Genomic DNA, 14043 nt, shown 5'->3' with positions numbered 1-14043 from the left:
CGAGTTAAAAAAAATCAATTGTATATAAAATGTATAAATACCCTGTATTTGCCTAGTTCCTTATATCTATGTAAAACTTAACTGACACAGCATTTCAGACTTAATTTTGTGAAATGGTTTTTCTTATTTAAAGAGGCTGAGACAGTAAGAATGACAAATAAATCAATATTGCTTGTAGAAGATAACATTAAATTAGCCAATTATCTCAAAGAAAGCCTACAAGAAGCAGGTTATGATGTATCTATTGAAAAACGGGGTGATAGGGCTGTCTATCGTATTATTCGCGAGCAACCTGATATAGTCATATTGGATATAATGCTTCCTGGCATGAATGGAGATCAAATATGTCACACCATTAGAGAGGAGTATTTGGGGAAAATACTCATGTTAACCGCCATTAATGATATTGAAAGTGAAGTCTCTTCTTTAAACTTAGGAGCAGATGACTACCTTACTAAACCTGTTGCAGACGAGGTTTTAAAAGCAAGAATCGAAGCATTGTTACGTCGACCTAATTTAGTTAATAATCAAAATCAATTTCGATTTGGCAATTTTTCTATCAATTTTAGCACTAAGAGTGTTCATCTCTTTGGTGAAGAAATTTCAATAAGCAGTAGTGATTTTGAAGTCCTTGCTTTATTGGTTAAGAATCATGATAGGTTACTTAGTAGAGATAACATTCAGTACGCTCTTTCTGGGCACGAATATGATGGAGTTGATAGAGGTATTGATTTAAAAATATCACGTTTAAGAAAGGCATTGAATGATGATGCTAAAAAGCCCTATCGGATAAAAACAATCCATAAAAAAGGATATATATTTGTATCTGCGGCTTGGGAATAAATATGCTTAATCTTTACGCTAAGACGGTCACGCTGTCAGTAATAATATCCCTATTAATCTTGGGTAGTTTTTACTTTATTTACTTTCACCTTATTGATTTAAATCGATTAACAATAAATCGTCTTTTTGTAAATGGTAATTTTACTGTTATTCAACAGCTGCTTAAAAATAATCCTCCATCTTCATGGGGTGACGTCCTTGATTCTATTCAGCCAGCTGATAGGCCTAAGGCTAAAATACTAAAAATGGATAAGTTAAAAATTTCGAAGGAGCAACAAGAAGATTTAAGGCAAGGTAAGATAGTAATACTGACCGGCCCGGTGCACTATTTTTTAAATTATTTCTTGCCAGATATATTTGCTTTGCAAAAAATAGGTGACACAAACTATGTCTTGCAAATCCAAGATAAGACAACAATGTATACTACGATCCAAGATAATACAATATGGATGATCCATCTTATTACAACTAAGCTTAAAACCTCAAAAAAAGACAATTGGCCTAAAATTATTAAGCATTTCCAGTCGATATATAATATTCCTTTACAAATTGTATCTACAGATAGCAAAAAATTACCTTTAACTATTAGGAGCAAACAATATATCAAGGGATTGCAGTATGAACTCCCTAAGCCTGATGGGCTCATTACAAAAGTTTATTTTAAGTTGGAGCACTTGAATAAGGTACTAATTCTAGGACCTATAAATTACCCCAAATTTTTAATTAAAGTGCCTAAAATACAGTTGTACTATCTTATAAGCTTTACGATTTTAACGACTTTGACTGTGTTTTTGTTTACCTGGATATTTAGTCGCAATGTGAGAAAGCTATTTGGATTAACTAATAACTACAGTAGGGGAGTATTTGATAAAAAAATTAAATTTAGCCGGCTCTCTATTCTTTATGGTGTACATAATAATATTGTTAGTATGGGAGGTAAAATAAAGAACTTAATCAAAACGCAACAAAATATGTCTCGTTTTGTAGCTCATGAAATTAGAACTCCGTTATATACGATGCAATTGGCTTTAGATGCAATGGAAAAGGCTTTTAAAAAGAACCAGGATCCTGCGAAGCATATAAATAGCTTAAGAGATGATATTAAAGATCTAAATCGATTAGTAAGTTATTTTTTAATATATTCACAAAGCACAAGTAACGAAATGAAAATAAAAAAGCAGTCTTTAGATATAAGGAAGTGGCTTTTGGAATTAGTTAACAGCCACCAGGGTTATGAGTTGAAGGTTAATTTAGAAGTATTTGATGATGAAAAAAGCATTGTAGAATTTGACCCAGAGTTATTAAAGTTTGCTGTTAATAACTTAATTAGTAATGCATTAAAATTTGCAAACAATAAAATACAAGTTACTTTACATAGAAACAATATTTCTATCGTTATACATGTTGATGATGATGGAGCTGGGATAGAAGATGAGAATAAGAAAGCTATATTCCAGTCATTTGTAACGCTGGAAACAGGAGAATCTTTTGATAAACACATGGGATTAGGCTTAGCTATTACCAAGTCGATAGTAGAACTACATGGAGGGCATATTATTTTAGAGGATTCTCCTATCTTATCAGGTTCAAGGTTCAGTATTTACTTTCCTGTTGGTTAATGATACGCCTCAAACGACTCAGAACTACCTGGTTCTGGCTTGCAGTTATGCCACATTGTGGCATCGTTAGGAGCCCTATAGAGGCCTCTTCCCGATTTCTCAAGAGGCAAATAAGTTTAAGCAAGAAGTTTTTTATCATCTACACTTAATGATTTGCTTTGTGGGTTAAGCTAATCAGCTCAAGTGCTTCATCTAATTTGTTTTTTTAGCTAATTTTATTACAGTACTCTTCAGTAGTGAATTAATGACGAAGTCTAGGATGATTCGTTAGGATTTTTCATCCCAAACCAACAGGTACGGTCTTAGAACCGTTCCTGTAAGATTTTTGAGAGCATTTAATTAAGAGAAGGCAACAACTTGTCTTCTTTATTTTGAGTTTGAACGTGATCCATTACCGCAGCAACACCTAAGCTCGTTATATGGGCTATACCAGATATAATGGCACCAATTAGCGCTAAGGAAGATGTTATTGCGATTGCTGGAAGTAAAACAGGTGAAAGAAGTATTTTGGTTGCGATATCTTCCATTAGCGCTATAACTCCTGACGCGATGCCGCCAACATCAACAATTTTATTCGCTTTGAAAAAACTCCACCCGCTATATGGGGAGTGTGAAAAATCTAAAAGTCGCTTATAAATACCCTTTTTGTTAAAGGAATCACCACAAAAAAATTCATTTACTTTATCTACATGTGACATAACTATTTACCTTTATTATTTACTCACCAACATTTTAATGATTTTTCATTAAAGAACTATTTTAAACTTGTCGTGTTTGCGACAGTTTACTTTGAATGGATTAATGGTTTGATTGAATCGACATAACCCATTGTTTGTTAACAGTTTAATTCAGGCTTAAATATTCCTAATGAGAAGGTAATCTGGTGCAATTAGCTAAATGAGATGTATTAAATACAGCCATTTGTTTCGATAAAACAATTTTTCCTGAAGGAATACCCCAATAGATTTTCAATAAAAATCCTGTAAGTATTTTAAGGTTATATTAATAAAGATAAGGCAAGAAAATATTATGAAAAGGTTAATTATGAGTGCCTTAATTTTAGGTTCGTGTGTCAGCGTTGCTGCAACAAATCATACTAATATGCACTCTAAGTGGATTTGCACTACTAATGCCAGTAGTGGTGCTAATTATAAAGATAGGGTTGCTGATGACAAAATGGCACACACCAAAGGTTCTGCAGCCAAATCTTTTGCTTTTGCTGCTAAAAACTGCCGGGACTGTATAAAAATAACTTGTGAAATAAGCGATTAATAGGATTAAAGATAGATTTTTTTAGTAACCAGTCTTCTATATTTTAAAATCAAATAATCAAGGAGAGCTAAATGAATAAGGACATATTTGAAGGAAAATGGGAAGAACTAAAAGGTAAAATGAAAAAAACTTGGGGTAAATTAACCGATGATGACTTTAAAGTTATTGAAGGCAATCATCAAGAAGTTTTTGGAAAACTGCAAAAACACTATGGTTACTCAAAAGATGAAGCTGAGAAAGCCGTTAAAGACTTCCGAGAACAAATTAAACATTAATAATAAATATTTAAACAAGGAGAGTTATGAAAAAGTTAATTGTAAGTTTTTTTATTTTAGGGGCATCTGTAAGTTATGCTGCAACTCAAACAGATATGAATTCTAAATGGGTTTGTACTACTAATGCGAGTAGCAGTGATAATCCTTCCGATAAAGCAGCTGATGACAAAATGGCAAATACTCAAGGTCCTGCAGCACAATCATTCGCTTTTGCAGCTCAAAACTGTCGCGATTGCACAAAAATAACTTGCGAAGCAAAAGATTGATATAATAAGTGAAGCTGGAAAATTTAATATCCAGCTTCATTTATAAAGTTTGAAAAGTTAAATTTAAAATTCTTCAAAATAGATAATAAAACCTACCAAGAAAATTCCTAATTGTATACTTTCTTCTAGGTCAGACGAGTCAAACTAGGACGTTTATTGGCTCAAACAAAGCCCTTAATGATTGATTAATAATTTAAGTGATAAAATATTGCTCCTTTGCGCTTTTAGAAGAAATAATATGTCTTTTAGCTCAAATCTTGTTGGAAGAGAGTAGGGTGTTACCTCAAGCGAGCTCAAAGCGCCAATGGGTGGACCTGAATTAAATACGACACAGATTGAAATCCACTCTTCTGATAAAAAACTTCAACCTGACAATAAATCAAGTTTTCCTGATGATAAAAAAGAGGAGGGAAGTCACGTAGCAGATAAACCAACGCTGCCAAATAAAGTAAAAGTCAGGATCAAATATTATCAGAATACCTACGAATGAAAAGAGAAGAAAATGTTTTAGCGGTTTACTCTGGATTAAATAATAATGAATACTAAGAAACCAAGACGGTTCCATTCCAAATATCATCAAAGAGATGCGAGATATTGTAGGAAACCTTGATCCTTCCAAAGAGGAGGCTATAGCAAGTGCCATTATTGAAATTAAAGATAAAATTATTAAGTCTGAAGAAAGTAATTATACTAAAAACGCACGTGATCTCATTAACGCATTTTCCAATCCAGATTGTTGTGATTTTCGAAAAATTCGCACCGAATTGACAGCGAATCCCTCTATGAACGAAATTATGAGTCCCATTAGCTGCTACTCGAAAGTGATGCAAATTTCATATCACTAAATAAAATGTAGGCATACAGAAAAACAATAAGATACACAGAGGCCTCGCAGAGTAGAGTATGTCTCAGTAATCAATAGAACAAATTCAACTTCGTTTATCTTAATGAGAGGTTTTTTTTATAGATTCATTCTCACTGAGTTTAATCATAAGAAGACAAAATATTTTTCATGGTTTCATTCTTAGCACATAAAGCACTACGGATTGTCTCTGAGTTTTCGGCAATCGTGCGTGACTAAAGACAGTTCAGTTGTTTAGCTATATCCTCGAAGAATTTAGGAGGCGACTTAATGATAAATGGCACCAATAAACTAGAAACTGTCAAACAAGCATTTAGACACAGGCGAGTTACACGAATAAAACGAGGGCAAATTCCTGATGAGTTATGGGAACAAGTCAAGGGATTATTGGGTGACTATACGCCTTCGAAAATTGGCAGTCATTTAGGGATTTAGTCTAATCCAAATCAGGAAAAAATTATTGCCTGTAGAGAAAACGGACCTGCAGTTTGTTGAGATAAAAGGAAAACCTACGAGGCTTGATTCAGAGTTTCTATCGAATAGCGATGCGCTTTGTAGTGCTGAACTTCATCGTCCCTGTGGCAGTATACTGAAAATCAATGCAGTACCGATGAGTTGGCGAGTCGATTTCGGGGACTGGGACGTCCCGGAATCTTTCACGAGGTAGCGCGACCCTTGCAAAGTAGCAGTTAATTTGTTGAACGCTTACGAATAAATTTGACTAATTCACAATGGTACAGAGTGTAATAAATATTCTGTTTGATTCGCTAAATCTACTTTATCATTGTGTTTTATGTTTGTCTGTTCAATTTTTTCTGGACAACTTAAATATTCATACTCGTCTGCTGTAATGGGAAAGGTGAAATAATCATTATAATTATTGAGTATTACTTTTTCAGCAGTAGTTGGATTATTGTTTGTATCCAATAAAATATTTTCATGCTCTGCTCTGCTTAGTATGGCAAAACCGAGTTTTCTTAAAAGCTCTTGATAATTAGAGTTAGGTATACCTGTGCCAGAGATATCTCCTTTTTCTGTAATCCTATAATTATCATTAACACCAAAGTATTGTTTTAATTTAAGTGTTATATTGCTTGGAATAAGTTGTTGGTTCTTTTTGAAAAAATCAGACAATGCATTAAGAATAGTAGCTTTATCATCATAAAACTCAAAATGTATTTCATCATTTGGATTTGCTAAAGCGATATATTGTAATTGCGCATAAATCAGGGTGATTTTGAGCTCATCGAATAAGTATGATGCATGTGAACCAACCGTTTTATTAGTATATTCATTGGTAGCACATTCAAAAGCAGTTCCCATTTTTAAACCATTGTATATATCAGTCATCCAGAATGGAATAAATTCAGCTCCGATTTCTTTAGCAAAACAAGGAATATTCTCAAAAGCATAACCATTTATATTTTCATCGGCATTATACTGTTCGGTACCAAAAGATTGACGATTGGAACCAATCAAAACGTATGCTTTATCATAATTGCGGTTTTTGTTTATGAGTAATTGCTGCAAATCTTCGTTAATTTGAAGAAAGTCATCCGGATCTATAGCGAAACGGACGGGATTTAAACAGCCATCATAATCGAAGGAATAAACAATTTTAGTCATACTTTTTCCTAATTAATTTATTAATAAAGTTAGTCCAGAGTTTTTAGAGCTATTGCACAACTCTGAGGCGAATATTATTAAATAAAAATTCTTAAGTCTTACTTAATAAGTTATGAAATTTGTAAATAACTCCATATACATTTTGGAATATCATGGTTATAGCGCTAGAGCATAAATGATTTAAATTTGCGCATAAAGATTCATCGCGATATGCAAATTTATAACCATGACGGTTTTGTTTAAATCATATTTATCAAGACGTAACTCCATAGATAACGTGACTTTGCAACAAAAATCATTGATTTTCAGCACAACCTATTGATTTTATTACGACTGCTAGCTAATCTTGCTGCCATTAAGAGGAGCAATGTTGCTAATGACACCAGCAAAAGAATTACCTATTGTCATTGAGAAATCACAGGAAGAAGTTGATCAGATCGTTGCATTAGTGCACTCATCAAACCTACCTGAGTGCACAAAACCGTTTGTCATTGGGTGTATTAACCTGGCTTCTTGGATCCCGAGGGCACTGATCGAGCATAAAATCACTGTATCCAATTTAAAGCGGCTTATCTTTGACAAGACTACTAAACATCACGACAAATCTTTAAAGGTAGAACAAAATAACACTGCCGCAGAAGAACCTGCGCCCAGCCAATCAAATGATGAGAGCAATGAGCCCAAAGAACCCACAGGACATGGACGCCTTCCACATACTGCCTACATCAATGCACAGGAACACACCATTGCCTTAGAGTCCCTAAGTGCTGGACAACTATGCCCACATCACTGTGGTGGCAGGCTTTATTCCATCAATCCTGGCATCCTCATTAATATAAAAGGACAAAATCTAGCATCCGTTAATAAATATTGGATTGAGAAGCTGCGATGTGCTTTATGCAATGAGATATTTTCAGCTAATATTCCGGCTCATGTCCACCAGGAAAAATATCATCCAAGTTTTAAAGCCATGTTAGCCTTACAAAAATACTACATGGCCATGCCTTTTCATCGACAAGAATATTTTCAATCGCTCATTGGCTTTCCCATTCCCTCCTCTACCCAATGGCAACTCATGGAAGAATTAGCTGGATGTGCATTGTTAGTATTCCCTGCTTTAGAGGAACTCGCAGCGAATGGCTCTTTAATTCACAATGACGATACGGTGCTTCGAATTGTAGATACGATTCGGCACAACAGACTAAACCCTGATAAAAAACGAACTGGCATGTACACCACAGGAATATTGGCACAAAACGGCGCCCATAAAATAGCACTCTTTTATAACAGCCAACGTCACTCTGGCGAAAACATGGAGCGCCTTCTTAATAAGCGCCATAAGAATAATGGCAAGGTCATCCAAATGTGTGATGCACTAAGTCATAATATCCCAGTGACCCATGACACCATTGTATGTAACTGCTTGTCTCATGGCTTTCGTAAGTTTGAAGAGTTACAAACATTTTACCCGGAACACTGTTTGCCTATCATGAAATGGCTTTCTATTCCATTTAAGATGGATGAGGAATCAAAACAACTTGGACATGATGAACAACAGCGTCTAGTCTACCACCAGAAGTACAGCAAAACTGCAATGCTTGAAGCCCGAGCGTACATGGAGAAACTGCTGTCATCCAAACAAGTCGAGCCTAATGATTCCTTAGGCAAAGCCATAAAATATATGCTGAAGCATTGGGAGAGACTCACCCGTTTTCTACAAATTCCTGGTGCGCCCATCCACAACAATGACTTGGAGCGAGGGTTAAAAATCCCTATCCGAGGACGTAACACCTGGTTCTTTTATAAAACCGAATACGGCGCTATGGTAGGTGGCGTACTCACCAGCATTATTTATACCTGTGAGTTATCCGGCATTAATCCCTTTGAATACCTGGTTGCACTGCAGGTTTACAAAGACCAAATTGTTAAAGAACCTCAAGCCTGGCTTCCCTGGAATTACGAAAACACGTTGGCTTCATTAGAATCATCACTGGCCGCATAAGCCATAGAACGCCAATCGTCTGGAAGGCTTGCTTTTATGGGATGGCCTTGGGCAAGCAGTATCAATAACTCACTGGAGCGTAATTGAACAGAGGGACCCAATCCACTAGGCCACCAAGCCAGCTTGCCTCGACTGAACCGTTTCTGGCATAGCCAAAAACCACTCGCATCATACACTAATAGTTTCACTGAGGTACGCATGCGATTGGTAAAAACAAATACGGTACCGCTGAATGGGTCATCAAGTAGCTTTTGTCGGCATAAGGCTTTTAAGCCATCGATGCCTTTTCTAAAATCAACGGGTTCAACAGCAAGTAACAACCGATGTTGTGGGGTAATCTGCAGCATCGTTACCCCATAAAATCCAGCATGAGTTTTGATATCCTACTCATCGGTACTGCGTTGATTTTCAGTATACTGCCACAGGGGCGATGAAGTTCAACACTACAAGGCGCATCGCTATTTGATAGAAACTCTGAATCAAGCCTCGTAGGTTTTCCTTTTACCTCAACAAACTGCGGACTAGTATTCTGGACAGGTACTAATTTTTTCCTGATTTGGATTGGACTAATCCCTAAATGACTGCCGATTTTCGAAGGAGTATAATCAACCAATAGTCCCTTGACCTGCTCCCATAACTCATCGGGGATTTGCCCGCGTTTTGTTCTTGTGGATCGCCAGTGTCTAAAGGCTTGTTTGACAGTTTCTAGTTTATTGGTGCCATTTATCATTGAGTCGCCTCCTAAAATCATTGAGGCTATAGGCTAAACAACAACTCTGTCTTTAGTCACGCTCGCTTGCCGAAAACTCAGGATTGTCTTATAAGTTAAATTAGTTGTGCAATTAAATGCGGTTAATAAATCGTTTAGATTTGAATTAGAAGCATCATTGAGGTGATTCTTTATTTCCTCTTTAATCTTAAGTATTGATTCGCAAATTTCTATTTCGTTATCTAGATCAATATTTTCTATAATATTTTTTATCTTGGTGATAACCTGAGGAAGAATTCCTTCAGCTCCCTTGAAGAGGTCTTCTTTCGATAATAATGAATAAATAGCAAAAATGTTCGCTTCTCTTTCATCTACAGGAATTTTAGTCACATTTAATTTCAACTTTAGTGTGTAACAATCTCTCTTAGACATATAAACCAGCAAATAAAAAATTATATATTCAATAGTCTTTTCCAAAGCTTAGGCTTTGATCAAAAGAGTGCCATTCCAATAAAGCCTACTTAGATTAATATTAGAATAAGTTTTAGATCTTGTAAAATGCTCATGCCAGAGGTTTTAAAGCTGTAAGTGGTTACTTACACTAGCTCCACAACTTCCTCCTCAAAGCCAAATATCATTCAATGTAAATTTTTTGCAAAATAGGCTGAATTAAGAAAAATGAAGCATCTTTTTTGTATAATCTCGGGACATAGTAAGAGGCAATTTACTATGCTCTGAGAGCTTACGCGGTATCTATTGTTCCCCTATTAAAGAGGTTTACCATGCATGTTGTTTTGTTATTAGGATCATCAACCGCAGGAAAATCATCATTGTGTAGAGAGTTGGTTACAACACACGGGTGGCAATCTTCGAGTATTGATGAAGTGGTGGGTAAAATTGTTAATATGAGTCCGAGTGATCTAAAGTTATTAATGTTTGAGAAACTTGATGCATCGGGTGTTATACAAAACCTTCAAGCACTAATGACTGAAGAGGAAATTTTAACATTATGTGGTACAGGGGTACTTACTCTATCCAAAGGCAGTCATCTAATTACAGCCCATGGATTCCCTAATCCCTTACTTCCTAATCTCGAAGACGTCCTAACAAAGGCGGGATTTATAGAAAGCGAAATATCTAAACTGGCTAAAGAATTACGTTCTGTTACCAAAATTAATGATCCTATGGTAAGGCTTTATGATGAGGTGTTCAATAAGGACAATTCCGGGCAATCCATTGTTATCGATCTTGTGCCATCCCCAGATGAAAGTGCTAAAGAATGTTTAGACTATTTTCAAAAGCGTGCGCAGCAATATAGTGAAGAAAATCCAAGCGAAACATTAAGCACTTCTATAGTTTTTGCTTATTGCCCTGTGCAGAAATTAAGTGAGCGTATTCAAGAGAGAAATCGTAAAGCTGACATCGATAATCCTATGGATAAACGGGTAGGGTTATTTCCATTTCATCAGTTAGCAACATTAGTTACGGCAGATAAATTATTTGATGATTCTTCTGAGCACATACTTTCAAGAAATGAACTGTTTTACATGGTCAATAAACATGCAAATACAGACAAAAATGGTGATCCCTTATTTTTAGAAAATCCTGTTGACCTGAACGCACTACAACAAAGTTACGACGAAGAAGTTCAGATAATAACTACCTCAGATCGTGTGATCAAACTGCAGATTAACGATGAGGCGCTGGAATCAACCCCCGATGATTTACCACGCATAGGCTCTAAAAAAACTATTGAGGAGTATAGTAAGCTAGCTAATCGGTTTGGTTTTTTTGAAAATCAAGAACGTGCTTCGCTTAATATTTCAGAGGGCATAGACTTTGATGCTGTTATTAATACTGCAAAAGGAAATCCTCCCACACTGGCTAACGAATTTTTAGAGAAATTGAAAAAAAGTAAAATATCCTCTGAACGTGTTTCAACACTATAAAGCTGCTTCTTTTTGACTGTATACTAAAATTTAAACCATTAAATGATAATTTAATGGATTTTATTTAGATTAGAATAGGTCATTTAGTTGAATAAACAATTATTAGTCCTTACTTTACCAAGGTTTCATATTGAAAGGAGATGGGTTAAAGATTACTTGTTCTTCTCCCTCATTTTCCGTCTTTTTAGGTTCTATATCCTTATTTTGCTCAATTTCCTCTTGTTTAGAGAACTTATTAGACGGCTTAGGCTCCATCGAAAGTGGATTTGGAGCAAAACTTCGCTCTTTCGTGGCTTCATCCTTTTCTTGTGCCTTTGGGCTGGGTATGGGTACTAAATTATTTGCCAGCCGTTGGATAAATGCATCGTATAAGGCTAAAGTGGGCATAGTAATACGAAGAGAACGTATGTTTCCTTCCTCATCTTGAATGAGTTGTAAACAATCATCGGAAAGATTATTTTCTTCTTTAAATTCATTGAATTCTTTTATAATTGCTTCTATGAATTTTTTTAATTCTTCTCTTTGTTCTTCAGTTAATTCATTAGGTTCACAAAGCAATTTAATGGTAAGGGTCATTGATTCGCGATCACTATCAACCAGCAATTTCCCATCAGCAATTAATTGTTCAATTATTTCTGGGTCAAAACTAGACTCTAAATCAAGTGCTTCTCTATCTTCCATAGAAGCAAACTGGCCTATCAATTCATCGGTAGTTTCAACTATTTTCCCTGATTTAGTGAGCGATTTATCTTCACCAGAACTTGCTTTTTCCTCGGAGGTATTACCAGAGCCACCATCACCTCCACCGCCTCCTCCACCATGTCCGAAACAACGACGGGTAGGGGCTATTTCTTTAAAACAAGTCCGACAGCGTACTTTTGCGGCTTCATCAGCAAACTCTTTTTTTTCTTTCTCTTTAATTTTTTCTTTTTCTTTGTTTAATAGTTGTAACGTTAGTGCAGCTGAAGAGATTTGTTCTTTTGCTCCACTTGTAATGGTTGGTTCAGGGATGGTCTGATGTTTTTCTTTGTCTTTTTTCATGAGAATACTCCAGTGCAAGTTCATAATGATTTCATCCTAATAGAGATTTACTTATCTGTTATTATACCGAGTTAAAAAAAATCAATTGTATATAAAATGTACATTTCCCGGGTTACTCGTTTTTTTTACTTAAAACATCGAGTACATAGTCCCAAATTTTACCTGCTACATTAATTCCTTCCCCATCAGATGGATTGAGATGTAAATCAATGTAAGGGAAGCTATTATTTTCAATAATTCCAAATTGTTGCTTATGCCATGGAAGAGAAATGTCCTGACAAATAAAATCAAGGCCTGTAAGCGGTACATTGAGTATTTTGTGTACTTTTTCCAATAACAGTTTGTTCTCGGGATGTATTAGGTCGGTAACATTACTGATTTTTGCACCACTACTCATGGTAACTTTTTTTGCAATAAAGATTTGTTGTCCCTTGTTTATTACTGTATTAAGATCAACTCCCTGCGCTGCCAAAGTTTTTGTCAAGTTACTATTTGGAGTAACTTTGTATGAATATTTACCATTAACTTTTTTCCACGTACTTTTGCATTTTTTATCAATTAACTCTTGAAGTGTGGTGACATCATCGCCAATAATGCTCTCAGGTTGTCGCCTTACACAAGCGATTAACGAATCATTCAAAATTAATGATCGGTAAACATCACCAGGAATGTGTTTTTCAACCAGTACGCGAAAATCAACTTGCTTTACTATTTTTATTGCTTCTTTTAATTCATTTGGTGTTTGAATATTACATGAAGTATGAATACTTAGAGATTCAGATAATGGCTTAACCGCAAGAGGAAATCCTAATGAAATGCCATAGTTGTAGGCGTTTTTGCTGGAAATAAAAACCCTCCCTAAAGGACATGGAATTTGACTATTTAATAATTTTTTCTTGAGGGTCCATTTATTATCATATTTGGTATCTTCATCAAAGCGTGTATTTTTTTGAGAAATAAGAGAGATTGGGGTCTGCATGAAATAATATTTTTTTCTATTGTAGACCAACTTAAAATACAAAGTATGCAAGTTAGATTCCTTAAAATTATACAGCTCTAGACCCTTTCTTTGTGCTTCATCCCAAAATGCAAGGAGACTGTTATTAAATTGTTTCCTATCAATGGCCTGAGTCTTCGTATATAGTTTTATTTTTTGGAAAATATTGATGACCAACTGATTTAATAGGTTATTGAACCGTAAAAAATCATGCTCTGTTAAGAGAAAGAGTTTAGACAAAATATAGATAAATGGATTGAGTATAAAGTAATCAAATAAATTAAAAAATTTCATTCGAAAATGAGAGCGTTTTTCGGGATAGCAATGCTCACAAGGCTTTTCATCCGTATATGCTATTGAAGCAGGTTTCAAGGATTTGCAAATGTAGTGTGAAGATTTGATTTCTTTATATTCATCAAAATTTTTAACATAAGCGTTCATGATTTATCTCCATAGGTTTATCCTTTAGCTATCATTATATCGAGTTACGAACGATTAATTGTATATAAATTGTACAGATGCGCCGTGTATTTGTAACACTGAACTGAAACATCATTTCAGACCAAATTGGTTAAAAAATTC

General features: G+C 35.2%; 17 protein-coding genes. 10 read left to right on the top strand and 7 right to left on the bottom strand.

The window, feature by feature from the left end:
• Positions 1–150: 150 nt before the first annotated feature.
• Both DYH34_RS10190 and DYH34_RS10185 read left to right on the top strand, forming a co-directional pair.
• Positions 151–843, top strand: a complete 693-nt coding sequence (locus DYH34_RS10190; protein ID WP_058466276.1) for a response regulator — start codon at positions 151–153, stop codon at positions 841–843.
• A gap of 2 nt (positions 844–845) precedes the next feature.
• Complete coding sequence (locus DYH34_RS10185) at positions 846–2462, top strand: sensor histidine kinase (protein ID WP_058466277.1); 1617 nt, start codon at positions 846–848, stop codon at positions 2460–2462.
• A 335-nt stretch (positions 2463–2797) separates the two neighbouring features.
• Here DYH34_RS10185 and DYH34_RS10180 read toward each other — a convergent pair whose 3' ends face one another.
• Entirely contained in the window at positions 2798–3160 is a 363-nt protein-coding gene (locus DYH34_RS10180) for a hypothetical protein (protein ID WP_058466278.1), read from the bottom strand.
• A gap of 331 nt (positions 3161–3491) precedes the next feature.
• Between DYH34_RS10180 and DYH34_RS10175 the strand changes: the two genes are divergently transcribed.
• The 6 genes from DYH34_RS10175 (at position 3492) to DYH34_RS10150 (ending at position 5572) form a co-directional block, all read left to right on the top strand.
• The gene (locus DYH34_RS10175; RefSeq protein WP_058466279.1) at positions 3492–3734 is read left to right on the top strand and encodes a hypothetical protein; all 243 of its coding nucleotides are present in this window, start codon (positions 3492–3494) and stop codon (positions 3732–3734) included.
• A gap of 71 nt (positions 3735–3805) precedes the next feature.
• On the top strand, positions 3806–4009 hold the full coding sequence (locus DYH34_RS10170; protein ID WP_058466280.1) for a CsbD family protein: 204 nt from the start codon (positions 3806–3808) through the stop codon (positions 4007–4009).
• 26 nt (positions 4010–4035) lie between these two features.
• Complete coding sequence (locus tag DYH34_RS10165) at positions 4036–4275, top strand: hypothetical protein (RefSeq protein WP_058466281.1); 240 nt, start codon at positions 4036–4038, stop codon at positions 4273–4275.
• A 304-nt stretch (positions 4276–4579) separates the two neighbouring features.
• Positions 4580–4765 carry a hypothetical protein gene (locus tag DYH34_RS10160; protein ID WP_058466282.1) on the top strand — a complete coding sequence of 62 codons (186 nt, stop codon included), beginning with the start codon at positions 4580–4582 and terminating at the stop codon, positions 4763–4765.
• 94 nt (positions 4766–4859) lie between these two features.
• On the top strand, positions 4860–5120 hold the full coding sequence (locus DYH34_RS10155) for a hypothetical protein (protein ID WP_058466283.1): 261 nt from the start codon (positions 4860–4862) through the stop codon (positions 5118–5120).
• Between the two features lie 287 nt (positions 5121–5407).
• Entirely contained in the window at positions 5408–5572 is a 165-nt protein-coding gene (locus tag DYH34_RS10150; RefSeq protein WP_238589531.1) for a hypothetical protein, read from the top strand.
• A 291-nt stretch (positions 5573–5863) separates the two neighbouring features.
• On the opposite strand, the gene DYH34_RS10145 is transcribed toward DYH34_RS10150, so the two are convergent.
• The gene (locus DYH34_RS10145) at positions 5864–6763 is read right to left on the bottom strand and encodes a hypothetical protein (RefSeq protein WP_058465551.1); all 900 of its coding nucleotides are present in this window, start codon (positions 6761–6763) and stop codon (positions 5864–5866) included.
• 376 nt (positions 6764–7139) lie between these two features.
• On the opposite strand from DYH34_RS10145, the gene DYH34_RS10140 reads away from it, so the two are divergent.
• Positions 7140–8765, top strand: a complete 1626-nt coding sequence (locus tag DYH34_RS10140) for an IS66 family transposase (protein ID WP_083502784.1) — start codon at positions 7140–7142, stop codon at positions 8763–8765.
• Here the strand turns inward: DYH34_RS10140 and tnpB are convergent.
• The 3 genes from tnpB to DYH34_RS10125 are packed head-to-tail and all read right to left on the bottom strand — an operon-like array spanning position 8720 to position 9906.
• Complete coding sequence (tnpB, locus tag DYH34_RS10135; protein ID WP_058465550.1) at positions 8720–9112, bottom strand: IS66 family insertion sequence element accessory protein TnpB; 393 nt, start codon at positions 9110–9112, stop codon at positions 8720–8722. The two genes, DYH34_RS10140 and tnpB, sit on opposite strands and share 46 nt — an antisense overlap.
• A 2-nt stretch (positions 9113–9114) precedes the next feature.
• Complete coding sequence (locus DYH34_RS10130; protein ID WP_115342600.1) at positions 9115–9495, bottom strand: hypothetical protein; 381 nt, start codon at positions 9493–9495, stop codon at positions 9115–9117.
• Between the two features lie 33 nt (positions 9496–9528).
• Positions 9529–9906: a hypothetical protein gene (locus tag DYH34_RS10125; protein WP_058464448.1), complete on the bottom strand. Its 378-nt coding sequence runs from the start codon at positions 9904–9906 to the stop codon at positions 9529–9531.
• Between the two features lie 350 nt (positions 9907–10256).
• On the opposite strand from DYH34_RS10125, the gene DYH34_RS10120 reads away from it, so the two are divergent.
• Positions 10257–11423, top strand: coding sequence for a hypothetical protein (locus tag DYH34_RS10120; protein WP_058464447.1), 1167 nt, complete (start codon positions 10257–10259; stop codon positions 11421–11423).
• Between the two features lie 114 nt (positions 11424–11537).
• Here DYH34_RS10120 and DYH34_RS10115 read toward each other — a convergent pair whose 3' ends face one another.
• Positions 11538–12464, bottom strand: a complete 927-nt coding sequence (locus tag DYH34_RS10115; RefSeq protein WP_058464446.1) for a hypothetical protein — start codon at positions 12462–12464, stop codon at positions 11538–11540.
• A 112-nt stretch (positions 12465–12576) separates the two neighbouring features.
• Positions 12577–13902, bottom strand: a complete 1326-nt coding sequence (locus DYH34_RS10110; protein ID WP_058464445.1) for a hypothetical protein — start codon at positions 13900–13902, stop codon at positions 12577–12579.
• Between the last annotated feature and the right edge of the window lie 141 nt (positions 13903–14043).

The organism is Legionella cincinnatiensis (assembly GCF_900452415.1).
In the GTDB taxonomy this organism is placed as follows: Bacteria; Pseudomonadota; Gammaproteobacteria; order Legionellales; family Legionellaceae; genus Legionella; species Legionella cincinnatiensis.
This window is presented reverse-complemented; position numbering and strand designations above follow the sequence as displayed.